The organism is Pseudomonas sp. PDM10 (assembly GCF_014852295.1).
In the GTDB taxonomy this organism is placed as follows: domain Bacteria; phylum Pseudomonadota; class Gammaproteobacteria; order Pseudomonadales; family Pseudomonadaceae; genus Aquipseudomonas.
In genome coordinates this window covers 87489-101526 of sequence record NZ_JACVBJ010000004.1, presented here as the reverse complement: position 1 = coordinate 101526, position 14038 = coordinate 87489, and the positions used below count along the sequence as shown (strand labels likewise).

At 58.1% G+C, this 14038-nt stretch carries 14 protein-coding genes; 6 read left to right on the top strand and 8 right to left on the bottom strand.

Going from position 1 to position 14038, the window contains the following annotated elements:
• Positions 1-86 precede the first annotated feature (86 nt).
• The 6 genes from IB252_RS15040 to IB252_RS15015 are packed head-to-tail and all read left to right on the top strand — an operon-like array spanning position 87 to position 5421.
• Positions 87-1064, top strand: a complete 978-nt coding sequence (locus IB252_RS15040) for a Nit6803 family nitrilase (protein ID WP_192409363.1) — start codon at positions 87-89, stop codon at positions 1062-1064.
• Positions 1051-2133, top strand: coding sequence for an MSMEG_0568 family radical SAM protein (locus IB252_RS15035; RefSeq protein WP_192409362.1), 1083 nt, complete (start codon positions 1051-1053; stop codon positions 2131-2133). Before IB252_RS15040 ends, IB252_RS15035 begins: the two co-directional genes overlap by 14 nt.
• A 14-nt stretch (positions 2134-2147) precedes the next feature.
• Positions 2148-2708: an MSMEG_0567/Sll0786 family nitrogen starvation N-acetyltransferase gene (locus IB252_RS15030; protein ID WP_077183594.1), complete on the top strand. Its 561-nt coding sequence runs from the start codon at positions 2148-2150 to the stop codon at positions 2706-2708.
• A complete protein-coding gene (locus IB252_RS15025) occupies positions 2701-3732 on the top strand; it encodes a sll0787 family AIR synthase-like protein (protein ID WP_192409361.1) in 1032 nt (343 codons plus the stop codon). Before IB252_RS15030 ends, IB252_RS15025 begins: the two co-directional genes overlap by 8 nt.
• A gap of 1 nt (position 3733) precedes the next feature.
• On the top strand, positions 3734-4069 hold the full coding sequence (locus tag IB252_RS15020; protein WP_192409360.1) for an MSMEG_0570 family nitrogen starvation response protein: 336 nt from the start codon (positions 3734-3736) through the stop codon (positions 4067-4069).
• 50 nt (positions 4070-4119) lie between these two features.
• Positions 4120-5421: an MSMEG_0569 family flavin-dependent oxidoreductase gene (locus tag IB252_RS15015; RefSeq protein ID WP_007969965.1), complete on the top strand. Its 1302-nt coding sequence runs from the start codon at positions 4120-4122 to the stop codon at positions 5419-5421.
• Positions 5422-5733: 312 nt separating this feature from the next.
• Here the strand turns inward: IB252_RS15015 and IB252_RS15010 are convergent, their stop codons facing one another.
• The 8 genes from IB252_RS15010 to IB252_RS14975 form a co-directional block, all read right to left on the bottom strand.
• Positions 5734-6594 carry an isocitrate lyase/PEP mutase family protein gene (locus IB252_RS15010; protein WP_192409359.1) on the bottom strand — a complete coding sequence of 287 codons (861 nt, stop codon included), beginning with the start codon at positions 6592-6594 and terminating at the stop codon, positions 5734-5736.
• A 26-nt stretch (positions 6595-6620) separates the two neighbouring features.
• Positions 6621-7133: a 3-isopropylmalate dehydratase gene (locus IB252_RS15005; protein ID WP_192409358.1), complete on the bottom strand. Its 513-nt coding sequence runs from the start codon at positions 7131-7133 to the stop codon at positions 6621-6623.
• A 9-nt stretch (positions 7134-7142) separates the two neighbouring features.
• Positions 7143-8399, bottom strand: a complete 1257-nt coding sequence (locus IB252_RS15000) for a 3-isopropylmalate dehydratase large subunit (protein WP_192409357.1) — start codon at positions 8397-8399, stop codon at positions 7143-7145.
• 190 nt (positions 8400-8589) lie between these two features.
• Entirely contained in the window at positions 8590-9897 is a 1308-nt protein-coding gene (locus IB252_RS14995) for an MFS transporter (RefSeq protein WP_192409356.1), read from the bottom strand.
• A gap of 231 nt (positions 9898-10128) precedes the next feature.
• Positions 10129-10890, bottom strand: a complete 762-nt coding sequence (locus IB252_RS14990; RefSeq protein WP_192409355.1) for an SDR family NAD(P)-dependent oxidoreductase — start codon at positions 10888-10890, stop codon at positions 10129-10131.
• Positions 10891-10910: 20 nt separating this feature from the next.
• A complete protein-coding gene (locus IB252_RS14985) occupies positions 10911-11624 on the bottom strand; it encodes a nitroreductase (protein ID WP_192409354.1) in 714 nt (237 codons plus the stop codon).
• Positions 11625-11631: 7 nt separating this feature from the next.
• On the bottom strand, positions 11632-12369 hold the full coding sequence (locus tag IB252_RS14980) for a FadR/GntR family transcriptional regulator (protein ID WP_043302335.1): 738 nt from the start codon (positions 12367-12369) through the stop codon (positions 11632-11634).
• Positions 12353-13999 (bottom strand): acyl-CoA synthetase, encoded by a 1647-nt coding sequence (locus IB252_RS14975; protein WP_192409353.1) that lies wholly within the window; start codon positions 13997-13999, stop codon positions 12353-12355. Before IB252_RS14975 ends, IB252_RS14980 begins: the two co-directional genes overlap by 17 nt.
• Between the last annotated feature and the right edge of the window lie 39 nt (positions 14000-14038).

Below are 14038 nucleotides of genomic sequence, written 5' to 3'. Positions count from 1 at the left end.
TACACCGCGCCGCCTGAATCGCAGGCAAGCCAGCTCCCACAGGACCGCTGTCCACCTTCCGAACACTACTGACTTCAGGACCCATCATGGCCATTATTCGCGCAGCCGCCGTACAGATAAGCCCGGTGCTTTACAGCCGCGAAGGCACCGTGGACAAGATCTGCCAACAGATCATCGCCCTCGGTCGACAAGGCGTGCAGTTCGCCGTATTCCCGGAAACGGTGGTGCCTTATTACCCCTATTTCTCATTCGTGCAGCCGGCGTTCACCATGGGCGCACAGCACCTCAAATTGCTGGATCAATCCGTTACGGTTCCGTCCGCCGCCACCCTGGCGATTGGCGAGGCCTGCAAGCAAGCGGGGATGGTCGTTTCCATCGGCGTCAACGAACGCGATGGCGGCACGATCTACAACGCGCAATTACTGTTCGATGCCGACGGCAGCCTGATTCAGCATCGACGCAAGATCACCCCGACCTACCACGAACGCATGGTTTGGGGTCAGGGCGATGGTTCGGGACTGCGCGCGATCGACAGTGCCGTGGGGCGCATAGGCTCGCTGGCCTGCTGGGAGCATTACAACCCGCTGGCCCGTTACGCCTTGATGGCGGACGGCGAGCAGATCCACGCGGCGATGTTTCCCGGCTCCTTGGTGGGCGATATTTTTGCCGAGCAAATCGAAGTCACCATCCGTCATCACGCCCTGGAATCCGGCTGTTTCGTGGTCAACGCCACCGCATGGCTGGATGCCGATCAGCAGGGCCAGATCATGCAGGACACCGGTTGCGGCCTCGGCCCGATCTCGGGTGGCTGCTTCACCGCCATCGTCTCTCCCGAAGGCAAATTGCTCGGAGAACCGCTGCGTTCCGGCGAAGGCGTGGTGATTGCCGACCTTGATCTGGCACTGATCGACAAGCGAAAACGCATGATGGATTCGGTCGGGCACTACAGCCGTCCAGAGTTGCTCAGCCTGTTGATCGACCGCACGCCCACGGCGCATGTCCATGAGCGCGGCGGCCACTTTGCATCGGTGGCCGACGAGGAGTCCGACCATGCAAACCAATGAATTGCTCGCTGAACTGCAATGCCATGGCGTGCGTTGGCCGGCTGCGCAGAACGGCTTGTCCCGGCAAGGTGGCGCGGGACCGTCGGATCACAAGGCGCTGAGTTTTGGCAGCCGGACCATGATGGTGCCGATCCTCAATCAGGCCTCGCAGGATTCACCCTATCAAGCGCAACCCAGCGCCGATGGCAGCCAGGCGCTGATCTTTCGCGAAGGCCTGCATGTCGGTCAAGTGCAGATGCCAGGCGTGCCGAAGTTCTATGGTTTGAGCACTGCCGACGGTATCCCTTATTGGAAAATAGCCACATTGCACAGCAGTGATGTACTCGCGACCACGGTGTTGCAGCACTGCATCCGCTTCAACGACCGCGCCAGTTCCTGCCAGTTCTGCGCCATCGGCCAGTCGCTGGCAGCGGGTAAGACCATTGCCCGAAAACGTCCGCAGCAACTGGCCGAAGTGGCAAAAGCCGCGGTGGAACTCGACGGCGTCAAGCACATGGTGATGACCACCGGCACTCCACAAACCCCGGACCGTGGCGCGGCGATTTTGTGTGAATCCGCCGCGGCGGTAACCGCTGTGGTCGCTCTACCGATTCAAGCCCAGTGCGAGCCGCCGGACGACGATCGCTGGTTCCAACGCTTGGCCGACAGCGGCGTAGTGTCGCTCGGCATGCACCTGGAAGCAGTCACCGATGAAGTGCGCCAACGGATCATGCCGGGCAAGGCCGAAGTCCCGTTGAGCCGTTATTTCGAAGCCTTCAGTGCGGCGGTCGAAGTCTTCGGTCGGGGCCAGGTCAGCACTTACATCCTCGCCGGCCTGGGTGACAGCGAAGCAGCGATCAGTGAAATGAGCGAGCGTTTATGCGCGCTGGGTGTGTACCCGTTCGTGGTGCCGTTCGTACCCATCGATGGCACACCGTTGGCTCATCACCCGAAACCCGACAGCGCGATGATGGCCCGGCTCTATCCGCAGATCGGCGCGAGCCTGCGTCGTCACGGTCTGCACTCCGATCAGATCAACGCCGGTTGCGCCAAATGTGGCGCGTGCTCGGCCCTGAAAAGCTACGAATAAGCCGGAGAACACCCATGCTGAATCTCGCCTTTGCTTTGGTCGACAGCACGTTCGAACCGTTCCGTGCCGGTGAATTGCTGGTCAAACCCGCCAGCGAACAGTGGGAGAAACAGGCCTATTTCGCCCTGCGGCGCTCGGTGTTTTCCGATGAGCAACAACTGCTGGTGCAGGACAAAGACAGCCATGATTTCCAGGCGATCGCCATCGTCGCCTTGGCCGGCAATTGCGGCATCGCTGATCAGGTGGTCGGTGCGGTGCGCATCTATCAGCCAGAGCCGGGTTTGTGGTACGGCGGACGCTTGTGCGTAGCGCCGGCGTATCGGCGGCACAGCATGATTGGTAGGGCGCTGGTCAATGAAGCGGTGTCTCGGGCCAAGGACTTGGGTTGCGAGGTGTTTCGCGCCACTGTACAGACGCAAAACGAAACCTACTTTCACGGCTTGAGCTGGCAAACTCTCGAACAACTGGAATTGCTCGGCCAGCCGCATTGCCTGATGCAGGCGGATTTGCCGAGCTACCCGTTGATGCCGCGCCAGGTGTCGTTACGTGCGCTGAAGGTGGCTCGCCATGACTGACGTCGTTGATTTACCCGCGCTGCTCGAGACCTTGCGCAACACCCCAGCGATGCGCTCGAAACAGGCTATCCAGCAACCTGCGGCGGTTATCGGCAGTGCGGCGCAAGCGCTGACCCGCGAACAGCTTTACGCCTTGCCCGGCGATGACACGGCAGCGATTGCCTGTGGCGAGCATTTTCAGCTGCTGGCCATCGAAGGCATGTTGCCGGCCTTCGTCGAGGCGGCGCCCTGGTTTGCCGGGTGGTCGGCGGTCATGGCCAATGTCAGCGACATCACCGCCATGGGGGGACGCGCCACGGCGGTGGTCAATGCTTATTGGCATCACGATGATGCGGCCGCCAAAGCGCTGTTGGCGGGTATTCGTGCGGCCTGCGACGCGTATGGATTGTTGCTGGCCGGTGGGCACACCAGCCTCACGGCGGGCAATCCGGCTGCGCTGGCGGTAGCGATTACCGGCATCGCGAAAAAATTACTGTCGACCCTGCATGTCGCTCCCGGTCAGGTAATCGCCATGGCGGTGGACCTTGACGGCCATTGGCATTCCGACAGCACGTACTGGAAGGCCTTCGAAGGCGTACCGGCCGAGCGCCTGCGCAGCAAGCTCGAAGTGCTGCCGCGCCTGGCCGAAGCCGGGCTGCTGCAGGCGGCCAAAGACATCAGCAACGCCGGGATTCTCGGCAGCCTGTTGATGTTGCTGGACACCACCGGCTGCGGCGCGACCATCGATTTATCTGCACTGCCCTGTCCTGCGGATGCCGACCTCGCTCGCTGGCTTCAGGTGTTTCCCAGCTATGGCTTTTTGATGACGCTGGATGAGCGTGACTGGCCGCAGGTGCAGAGCGCTTTTGCCTTTGAAGGCGTGCGCTGCGAACGCATTGGCCTGGTCAACGCCAGCGGCACGTTGCGTGTCCAGTCCGGCGCACAACACGGCGACTTCTGGAACCTGCGCGAGCAGCCGTTTACCGGATTCAGCTATCCCCATCTCGATCTGACCCCTTTAAAACTCAATCAACAGGAGCACTGACATGCCCGCCGTCAATTTCAAAATCCGCTGGCCCAATGGCCGGGAAGCGACCGGTTATTCGCCTTCGACCGTGATCTATCAATACCTTGAGGAGGGCGCCAGTTACCCGCTGACGGACTTTCTGCAACTCATCGAAAGCGCATTGGACAATGCCTCGGAACGGGTCAAGCAGGTCAAGGGTTTCTATTGCAGTTCGGCGATGGACACCTTGAGTTCGCTCAAGGGCCAGGCCAGTTACCTGGTCGATCCAGCCCTCGCCGATGGCCAGGTGGACATTCTGAGCATGCGTACCGAAGGCGCAGGCCAAGTGATCGGTGCGGGCTGGAGCTCATTCTGATTCATCGATTTTTCCCTTAACCCTTTTCGTTACCCAGTACTGGAGCACCCATGACCAGCCACCTCACTTCAATCAAAACTCCACACCACAGCGTGATCGTCGTCGGCGGCGGTCAGGCCGGGTTATCCGCCAGCTACTACCTGCAACAGCAGGGCATCGATCATCTGGTCCTGGAAAAACACAGCCTGACCCACACCTGGCGCAATCAGCGCTGGGATGCCTTCAGTCTGGTGACGCCCAACTGGCAATGCGCATTGCCGGGCTACAGTTACACAGACGGCTTCAACGGCAGCGATCCTCATGGGTTCATGAAGAAGGACGAGATCAACGAATACTTGGCCGGATTCGTCAAATCGGTCAATGCTCCGGCCCGTGAAGGTGTCACGGTCCAGCGCGTAGTGCCTCGAACCCAAGGTGGTTTCGAGGTGCATACCTCGCAAGGCGAATTCACCGCCGATCAGGTGATTGTCGCGTCGGGCGGTTATCACACACCGATCATCCCGCGCCTGGCCGAACGCTTGCCGGCGGGCATTCATCAGCTTCACTCCGAGCAATACCGCAATCCGCAGGCCTTGCCCGTCGGCAATGTGCTGGTCGTTGGTTCCGGGCAGTCGGGTGCGCAAATCGCCGAGGACTTGCACCTGGCCGGGCGCAAAGTCTATCTGGCTGTCGGTGATGCGCCACGTTGCGCACGTTTCTACCGGGGCAAGGACGTAGTCGATTGGCTGGCGGAAATGGGTTACTACGAGATTGGCGTTGATACCCATCCGTTGCGTGAAGGCGTGCGCGACAACACCAACCACTACGTGACCGGTCGCGATGGTGGTCGTGATATTGACCTGCGCAACTTTGCCCGCGAAGGCATGGAGCTGTTCGGTCGGCTCGACGGCTTGCAAGGCACGCGCCTGCAATTCGCCAACAACCTGACCGAGAATCTGGACAGCGCCGATGCGGTGTACAACCGGATCAACGGCTCGATCGACAAGTACATCGAGCAACACGGGATTGATGCGCCTCCCGGCGAGCACTACCAGCCGAGTTGGGTACCCGTGCAGGAGCGTAGCGAACTGGACCTGGTGAGCGAGGGCATCACCAGCATCATCTGGTGTATAGGCTTCAGTCCGGATTTCACTTGGGTCGAGGCACCGGTCTTCAATGGGCGTGGCCATCCCGGGCACCAACGCGGAGTCACGGCACAGTCTGGTTTGTACTTTCTTGGATTGCCGTGGTTGTACACCTGGGGATCAGGACGTTTCTCGGGTGTAGCGCGGGACGCAGAGTACCTGGTGCAGCACATTATCGAAGGAGCGCTTGAAGGCACCTCACGGAAACGACGTTCAGTGGCGGGGTAGGCCAGACCACCAAATCCTCTGGCGTGTGTGAGCAGGCCAGAGGCGTTTGCTTCTAGCCGCGTGGATGGCTGAAACAAAGTTTATCGTGCCTCCGGGTGCTGGGGATCTGGAGGATCACCGAAGCCCGCCCAAGGCAGGATCGTTCTCGTATCCATCACGATTTCCGGAGGACGAGCAGCATGGGGCGGTGTCAACAGTTGTAGGCAGAGTACTAGATACGCCATCGGGTTCATGAGCGCTCCGGGAGGAAAATCCAACCCTTCCGACAGTGTCGACCATCGGAAGGGACAAGTTCGATGGTGTAAGGGGCAATCAGCTTTTATTGCTCGTATAACGCAGGGCGCGTTCGGTGAAATCGGCATATCCCAAACGACGTTCGAAGGTTTCGAAGTCTTCGAGCAGAAGGTCCGATCGATCCGCATCCGGATCGCTCTTGTATTGTTTCAGCGCAACTTGAAGCGCCTTGGTCACTGCCAGCAGGCAGAAGCCGTAATCGATAACTAGATCCGCTGCGCCGTCCCATTCATCACGATGACGAACGCTGGGTAGATTGATCACGATGTACTTGCCGGGAACTTTCTGTTTGATTTCCCGCAGGGTCGCAGGATCTGCACCGTTGGCAAAAAAGTGGGTGATTCCGATACTGGCGAATGCTTTTAAACGTTCGACGCATTCGTCGACGTCAAGCGTGGCCCAGATGGCGTCAGTTCGAGCAATGATCAAGAACTCAGGGTTGCGTCGAGCATCCAAGGCTGCTTGCAGGCGCTGTAGCATCAATTCAAGTGGAACCAGTTTTTGTTCCAGATCCGTGTGTTTTCCACCGGCATGATCTTCAATGTGAATGGCCGACACGCCAGCCTCTTCAAACGCCCGTACTGTTCGCCAGATATTGGCAGGGTCGAAAAAACCGCCCTCGGCATCGGCAATCACCGGAACGCTGACGGCGCTACTGACAGACTTGGCATGACGGGCCAATTCCTCGAGCGTCAACACGCCGACGTCGGCAAGTCCGAATCCGGCTGCGGCTGTTGCATAGCTGCCAACGTAGACTGCCGGGTAACCTGCCGCCTGGACGAGCATGGCGCTCAAGGCATCATAGGCCCCAGGTATCACTAACGCCTTTGGACCGCTGAAGGCCTCGGTCAGCGGGTAAAAGCCTTTCTTTGCATGCATTTCAACTCTCCTGAAAAGGGACGGCGCTAGGGGCATTGACGTTTCAGCTTGAGGTAAGGAATGAGCCCGCCAGCCTCGAGAACCAATAAATCCGAGGCACTGAATGGCTTGAAAGTCAGTTCAGTGCCTCGACTGAGATTGATGACCCGGCGCTCTTTCCAATCCACTTCTATTTCATCCCAGCGGCTCACCAGTCGGGTGATACCCGGGCACTCGATTTGTGCGAAGCCTTCGGCCATCTCGCCCCACCAGTAACCCGGGGAAAAAGATTCTGCGATGACGGCTGTTATGCCCAGCTTGCGCATGGCTATCATTGGCGGATAGTGCGGATGGCCGTAGCCGAAATTGGCTGCGCCGACTAATAGATCACCCGGCCGCACACGCTCGGCAAAATGCTCGTCGTAAGCGTTCATGGCCACGTTGGCCAACACCTCGGCATCGCTTATCCGGATGTTTTTGACGCCGACGATTTGATCGATATCGAAGTTTTCTACTTCAAATACATAGGCAACGCGGCCGCGCAAATTGACCAAACTCATGACGAATCCTCAAAGGTAATGACGAGGGTCGGCAACCTTGCCTTCAATGGCGGCCGCCGCCACGGCAGCAGCGCTGCACAGATAGATTTCGGAGTCGGAGCTGCCCATCCGCCCGCGAACATTCAAGGTGCCGGTGGAGACTGCGCGTTGTCCTGCGTTCATGGTTCCGATGCGCCCGTAGCAATAATCGCAACTGGGCGAGGAGATGAATGCACCGGCCTCGACCAGTGTGGTCAGCAACCCTTCTTTAGCTGCGGCCGCCATGATCTGTTGACTGGTGGGCACCACGTAGAGTGAAAACCCGAGCGCCAGCGTGCGGCCCTTGAGAATTTGCGCAGCAATGCGCAGGTCTTCGAGACGGCCAGAAGCACAGGAACCGAGGTAGCCGACATGCACATCGAGGCCGAGATAGTCAGTCAGATCGCGGGTACCCGCGGAGCTTGGCGGAATTACTATCAAGGGTTCGATGGTGCCAAGGTCGATGGTGTGGACCGCCCGGTAGCGAGCATCCGCATCGCTGTAGATCGGTTCCAGCACTTTGCGCGACCTGGAACGGGCGTAATCGAGCCTCACGGCATCCGGTGCGACGATCGCGGAAATCGCCCCGGTGAACATGGCCAGCCCGGTGATGGTCTGCAAGCCTTCCACCGACAGGCTGGCGAGCCCACTCCCTGCCAGTTCCATTACGCAAAACTGGCACGCGCTGGGCCCCAGGGTTTTGACCAGATGGTTGAGCACATCGCGAGCCATTACGCCTGGCTGCAATTGGCCGATGAAGTCGACACGTACCGTCTCGGGCACACGCAGGGAAACGGTGTCCTGAACATAGGCTTCCAGCATGTTTCGGTGAATACCCAGGGCGAGTGTGCCGAAGGTGCCCAGTTGTGAAATATGCGGGTCGAAATGCACCGCCAACGCGCCCGGTACGGCATAACCGACTTCCGCCGCGACCTGATGGCCGATACCCCGACGCTCGAACACTTCAACTCCATTACGAGTCGCCCAGTCGCGGGTTTCTTTGTGGAATTGTTCTTCGTCCGGCGTAATAGCGGGAACCATATGGTCGATAAAAACACCAAAGCGCTCAGGTTCTTTTACTTGTATGACCTGGAACTCGCTTTCCATTTCCTTGAAGTAGCGATCAGTGTAACCCGGGAAGTCGTATGCCAGTACGAAGTCTGGTTTTACTTGAACTTCATCACCAGCATTGACTGTAGCCAGGCCCGCAGTTCGGGCCAGTATTTTCTCTGTCATGGTGTAGCCCATCGGAATACTCCTGCACGAGCATAAAATATAAGGGGTAAAATGAAGTATTTGATTTTTGGCCCAGGCAGACAAACGCATAATTCTTATTGCAGCTAGTCACCGGGCTGATTGATAAATTAAAGAAGGGAGTTTAAACGTGACAACTGCATCCTTCGATGCAGTTATCTTTTCGCAGAATTCAGCGAAGTTCTCAGGCCACCACGGCGGTGATCCGCGGTTCAAGACGTACAAAACCCACCAATAACACGGCGCCGATCAGGAGCATCGCAGCGATGACGAACAGACCGTTATCCAGGCTGCCGGTGTTGGTTTTGATCAAGCCAAGCATGTACGGACTCACCACGCCGCCGAGCAGGCCAATGGTGTTGACGAATGCGATGCCGCCCGGCGCAGCTTTGCTGGACAAATAGCACATGGGCATCGCCAATGTGATCGGCATGGCCGAAAACACCGCGGTGCTGGCTAGGGTCAACGACAACATCGTCAACAGAAAGCTGCCATGGACGAATGGTAAAAGAGCCAGCCCTACCGCTCCTAACAGAGCGCAGGTAGCCGCATGCCAACGACGCTCCATGGCTTTGTCCGAGTGTCGCGAAACGAGCACCATGCCGATGGCCGTAGCTCCGTAAGGAATGACCGACCACAGTCCGATTTCGGTTGAGGTCTTGATACCGGCGTCCTGCATGAGCATCGGCATCCAGAACGACACCGAATAAATCCCGCAGATAACGGTAAACCACGCGATAGCAATGTAATAGATCACCGGATCGCGAAGCGCGTCGATGAAGCCGTGGCTCGCTTTCGATGTCGGTGTAGCAAGCTTGGCGGTGATCTGAGCTTTTTCTTCTTGAGAGAGCCAGGTTGCGGCTGAAGGACGATCAGGTAATAACAACAACGCCAAGACGCCGAGCAACACCGAAGGCACGCCTTCCAACATGAATAACCATTGCCAGCCGTGCAGGCCGCCGGCTTCGTCCATCGCGTCGAGGATCCATCCGGAAATCGGTGCCCCAACAACGCCTGCAATGGCAGCGCCGCTGAGGAAAATAGCAGCCATTTGCGCCCGGCGGGCAGGCGGATACCAGAGCGTGAGATACAGCAGGACTCCTGGCGCGAACCCGGCCTCGAAGATCCCGAGTAGCAATCGCACCAGGTAAAACGATGTCGAACTGGTCACCAGCATTGTGCAGCAGGACACCAGTCCCCAACAGATCATGATTCGGGCAATGGTCAAACGTGCGCCTATTTTGTTCATCAACAGATTGCTGGGTATCTCGCACATGAAATAACCGACGAAGAACATTCCCGCGCCCAGGCCATATACCGCGTCCGAGAAGTTAAGGTCGGCCTTCATTTGTACGGCGGCAAATCCTATATTGACCCGATCAAGGTAGGCAAATACGTAGCTGATAAACAGATAGGGAAGTAAGCGCCATGTTATTTTTCGATAAGTGGCATCTAGTTGGTCGGCGTGTCCGATGGCGTTTTCAGGGTGCATTAGTTTGTCTCCGGCAATTATTATTGGAGGAACGAGAGAGCATTAACGCTGGTTTAATAATCGTTTAAATCAATGGCTGCTGTTTTTCGGGTGCACGAACTCCTTCGCTAGTTAAAGCGTCGAACTCTCAAGTTCACGGCCTTGTGAGTGTTTAAAGGTGGCTATCGAATAACAGATTAATGTGATGTTTAAGCGCCATCCGCATCGTGTGATGACGTTGCGTGCGAGGGCTTACTGCGCTTGCATCCGCAACGCGGCATCCAGCCGTATCACCGAGCCGTTCAGCATCGGGTTTTCGATAATTGCCCGGACCATCGCGGAGTATTCGGAGGGCTTTCCGAAGCGATGAGGAAACGGAATGTCAGCGATGAGTCGATCTTTGATTTCTTCATCAATCGATTCAAGCATCGCCGTGCCGAACAAACCTGGGGCAATGGCCGTTACACGAATGCCATATCGGGCGAGCTCCCTGGCCGCCGGGAGGGTCAGGGACACCACACCTCCTTTGGATGCGGCGTAAGCACTTTGGCCGATCTGGCCTTCGTAGGCAGCAATCGAGGCGGTATTGATGATGACGCCGCGTGCGCCGTCAGTATCGGGGATGTTGTCTTTCATGGCATCCGCCGCCAGACGTAACCAGTTAAAGGTGCCCAAGAGGTTAATGCGGATGACACGCTCAAAATCACCCAACGACGCCGGACCTTTTTTGGAAATGATCCGCGCAGACGGCGCAACACCTGCGCAATTGACCAACACCGTGGGCAGTCCCACCGTATCTATGATTCGTCGCATGGCGGCACGGGAAGCGTCGTCATCGGCCACATCACAAGCGACCGCCATGCCATCGACGGCGTGGGCCACTTGGTTCACGGCTTGTTCGTTGAGGTCCACGATCACCACTTTGGCTCCTCGTTCGGCCAAGTCCATGGCCGTGGCTTGGCCAAGGCCTGAGCCGCCACCCGCGACAATCACTACTTTATTGACGATATCCATCCACTCGCTCCCGGGTTGGTTTAGTACAAGGTGTCGACGAATTGCGTGAATGCCTGCAACGGTGCACGCTCGGCAACAAATGTGTTTTCCGCGGCAGTCAAATCGCCGTAGCCGAGCGCCATGCCGCAGACCAGTTTCTGACTGTCGGCGAGGCCCAGGCGCCGGGCGATAACGGCCTCGTATTTCACAAAGGCCTGCTGGGCGCAGGTGTCTAGCCCGTAGGCTTTTGCCGCGAGCATGATGTTCTGTAAAAACATGCCGTAATCGAGCCAGCGGTTGCTATCGAGGTCTCGATCAATGGTGAAAAACAGACCGACCGGGGCGTCGAAAAAAATGAAATTGCGCGACGTCTGCCTGAGCATTCCCTGTGTGTCATCACGGGTGATGTCGAGCGATTCGTAAAGATCCCGCGCGACTTTGCGCCGCCGGGAGCGATAGGGCTCACGGACGTGATGAGTTTGTGGCTTTTCCTTTTGATCGTCGCTGCCGGCAAGTGCCAACGACTGCAGCTCAAGACCGAGATTGATTAACGGCGCATCGGTCAGCACCCACACCTGCCACGGCTGGACGTTCGAACCACTCGGTGCACGCGCGGCGAGTTCCAACACCTGCTCGACTGTTTCCCGTCGCACCGGGGTTTGCAAAAACGCGCGCACGGAGCGACGGGACGTAATGACCTGCCGGGCACTGAGTTCCGCGTCGTGCGCCTTCAGGGGCGGCTGCTTTATATCCATGGTGACCTCATCGTTCTGGCATCAGCACCGGGCTGGCCATGTTCAGATTCGCCAGTTCGTACCCACGCTCGAAATCCTGGATATGCTTTTCCATCCACTCTCGGGCGTTCGCTGCGTCATGGGCACGAATCGCCTTGTATATCTGCTCATGTGCGGTCAAAAGCCGCTGGCCCGCATTAAGACGTGACATCACCGCGTAAAAGGGCGGATAGAACAGCGTGCTCAACGGTGCACGGGCCATTTGAATGGCACGATTGCGAGTGGCCGTGGCGACCAGTTCGTGAAACTCGATGTCCAACTCCACCAGGCTGGCGCTGTCCTCCAACGCCTGGCGTGTCGCGGCGAGATTGGCTTCGATGGCAGCGAAGTCCTCGTCGTTGCCGCGTACCGCCGCGGCGGCTGCGGCAGCAGGCTCCAGGGCGTACATCGCTTCCCACAATTCCTCAAACGTCACCTGGTTCAGCACCATGGTCGCGGTGAGGCGCTGGGATATATCTCCCGAATGGGGAATCGAGGTAATCAGCTTGCGTCGTCCCGGTTCCCTTTTGACGAACCCGTTCTGTTCCAGCACGCGGATGGCTTCGCGAATGGTCGAACGATTGACGCCCAGCTGTTCCGCAAGCCTGGATTCGGCCGGCAGGATGTCCCCGGGCGTAATTTCCCCGGAGATAATCCGCTGCTCGATCGTTCGAGCCACCATGCGGAAGCTGGACTCTGTCGGGTCGCTATTAACTGGACGTGCCATGGATGGACTGTTCTTCAAGGGTGAGTCTCTTTTTTTCAAGTGCCCTGAGTGCGCTGCGCTGGATCTTACCTGTCTGGGTCTTGGGCAGCGCGTCGACGAACTCAATGGCACGTGGATATTTATAGGGAGCGGTCATCTGTTTGACGTGTTCTTTCAGATGTCGGACCAGTTCCTCACTCGGCTTTATACCCGGACGCAGTATTACGAAAGCCTTGACGATTTCACCCCGTTCCTCATGTGGTGTTCCAATGACCGCGCATTCAAGGACACTCAGGTGAGAGAGCAGGGCATTTTCAACTTCGGTTGGGCCGATGCGGTAACCCGCTGAATTGATGACATCATCGCGCCGGCCACTGTAGAAGAAGTATCCGTCCGCGTCTCGGCTTCCGATGTCTCCCGTGATAAACCAACGCTCGCCGTCCGCCTCGATATAAGACTCGCGGGTACGCGCTTCATCCTTGTAATAGCCAAGCATCAGCAGCGGATTGGGGACGCGCACCGCGATATCGCCTTCGCTGCCCCTAGGCAGTCGTCGCCCTTGCGCGTCAATGATGTCGACATCGCTGCCCGGCAAAGGCAAGCCCATCGAACCTTCACGGGTCGGAATGCAGGCATAGTTGGCCAGGGTCATGAGCGTTTCGGTCTGGCCGAACGCTTCCATGACCTGGATGCCGGTTTTTTTGTGCCACTTTTCTGCCACAAAGGCGTTGAGTCGCTCGCCGGCCGATACGGTGTGGCGCAGCCGTGATAGGTCGAAGCTGGCCACATCTTCATCCACCACGCGAAACAGCTCGGTGCCGGGCGCGCAATAGACGCTGACGTTGTACTTGGCCAGTAACGCCAGGCGCTGCGCGGGATCAAACGGGCCGTCGTAGAAAAAGGTGCAGGCCCCGGCGCTCCATGGGCCGAACAGGATAGACGTACCGGCCTTGCTCCAACCGACATCGGCGGTGCACCAGATCACATCGCTGCGATCCAGGTCGAGCCAGTATTTCGCAGCTTCGCGCCAGGCATACAGACTGCGCGCGGGGTGCAACACGCCTTTGGGCTCACCGGTGGAGCCACTGGTGTAATACAGAATGGCAGGATCGTCCAAAGACAATGCGGCGGTTTCGAAAGCGCCGTCGGCTTCGATCATCGCGTTCTCAAAGGATTCGAAACCCGGGGCGATTCCCAGCGATAACCTGACCGGTACTTCATTCAGCACATCGACGAACTTTTCCGCATGTTCGGCCCGGACCACCACGGCGCGCACCTCGGCGTGACGGACGCGGTAATTGACGTCCTTGCGGGTGAGCATTTCAACGGAAGGGATCGGAATCGCGCCCAACTTCAGGCAGCCGACCATCGCCACCTGCCAGTCCGGAATGCGCGGGAGCATGATCAACACCCGATCGCCTCGGCGTATGCCGCGTTTGGCCAGCACCGAAGCGAACCTGTCGGTGAGGCGTGACATGTCGGAATAGGAGAGGTGGATTTCCTCGCCTGTAGCATTGGCCCAGATCAGTGCGGGACCATCGGCTTCACGCGCGTAGCGGTCGACAACGTCTGTGCCGAAGTTAAAAGTCGACGGCAGCGCCCATTGAAAGTCCCGGTAGGTCTGGGTGTAATGAACCATATTGCGGGCCATGATTGTTCTCCTCGAGCTTCATTATTCTTGTTCGTCAGC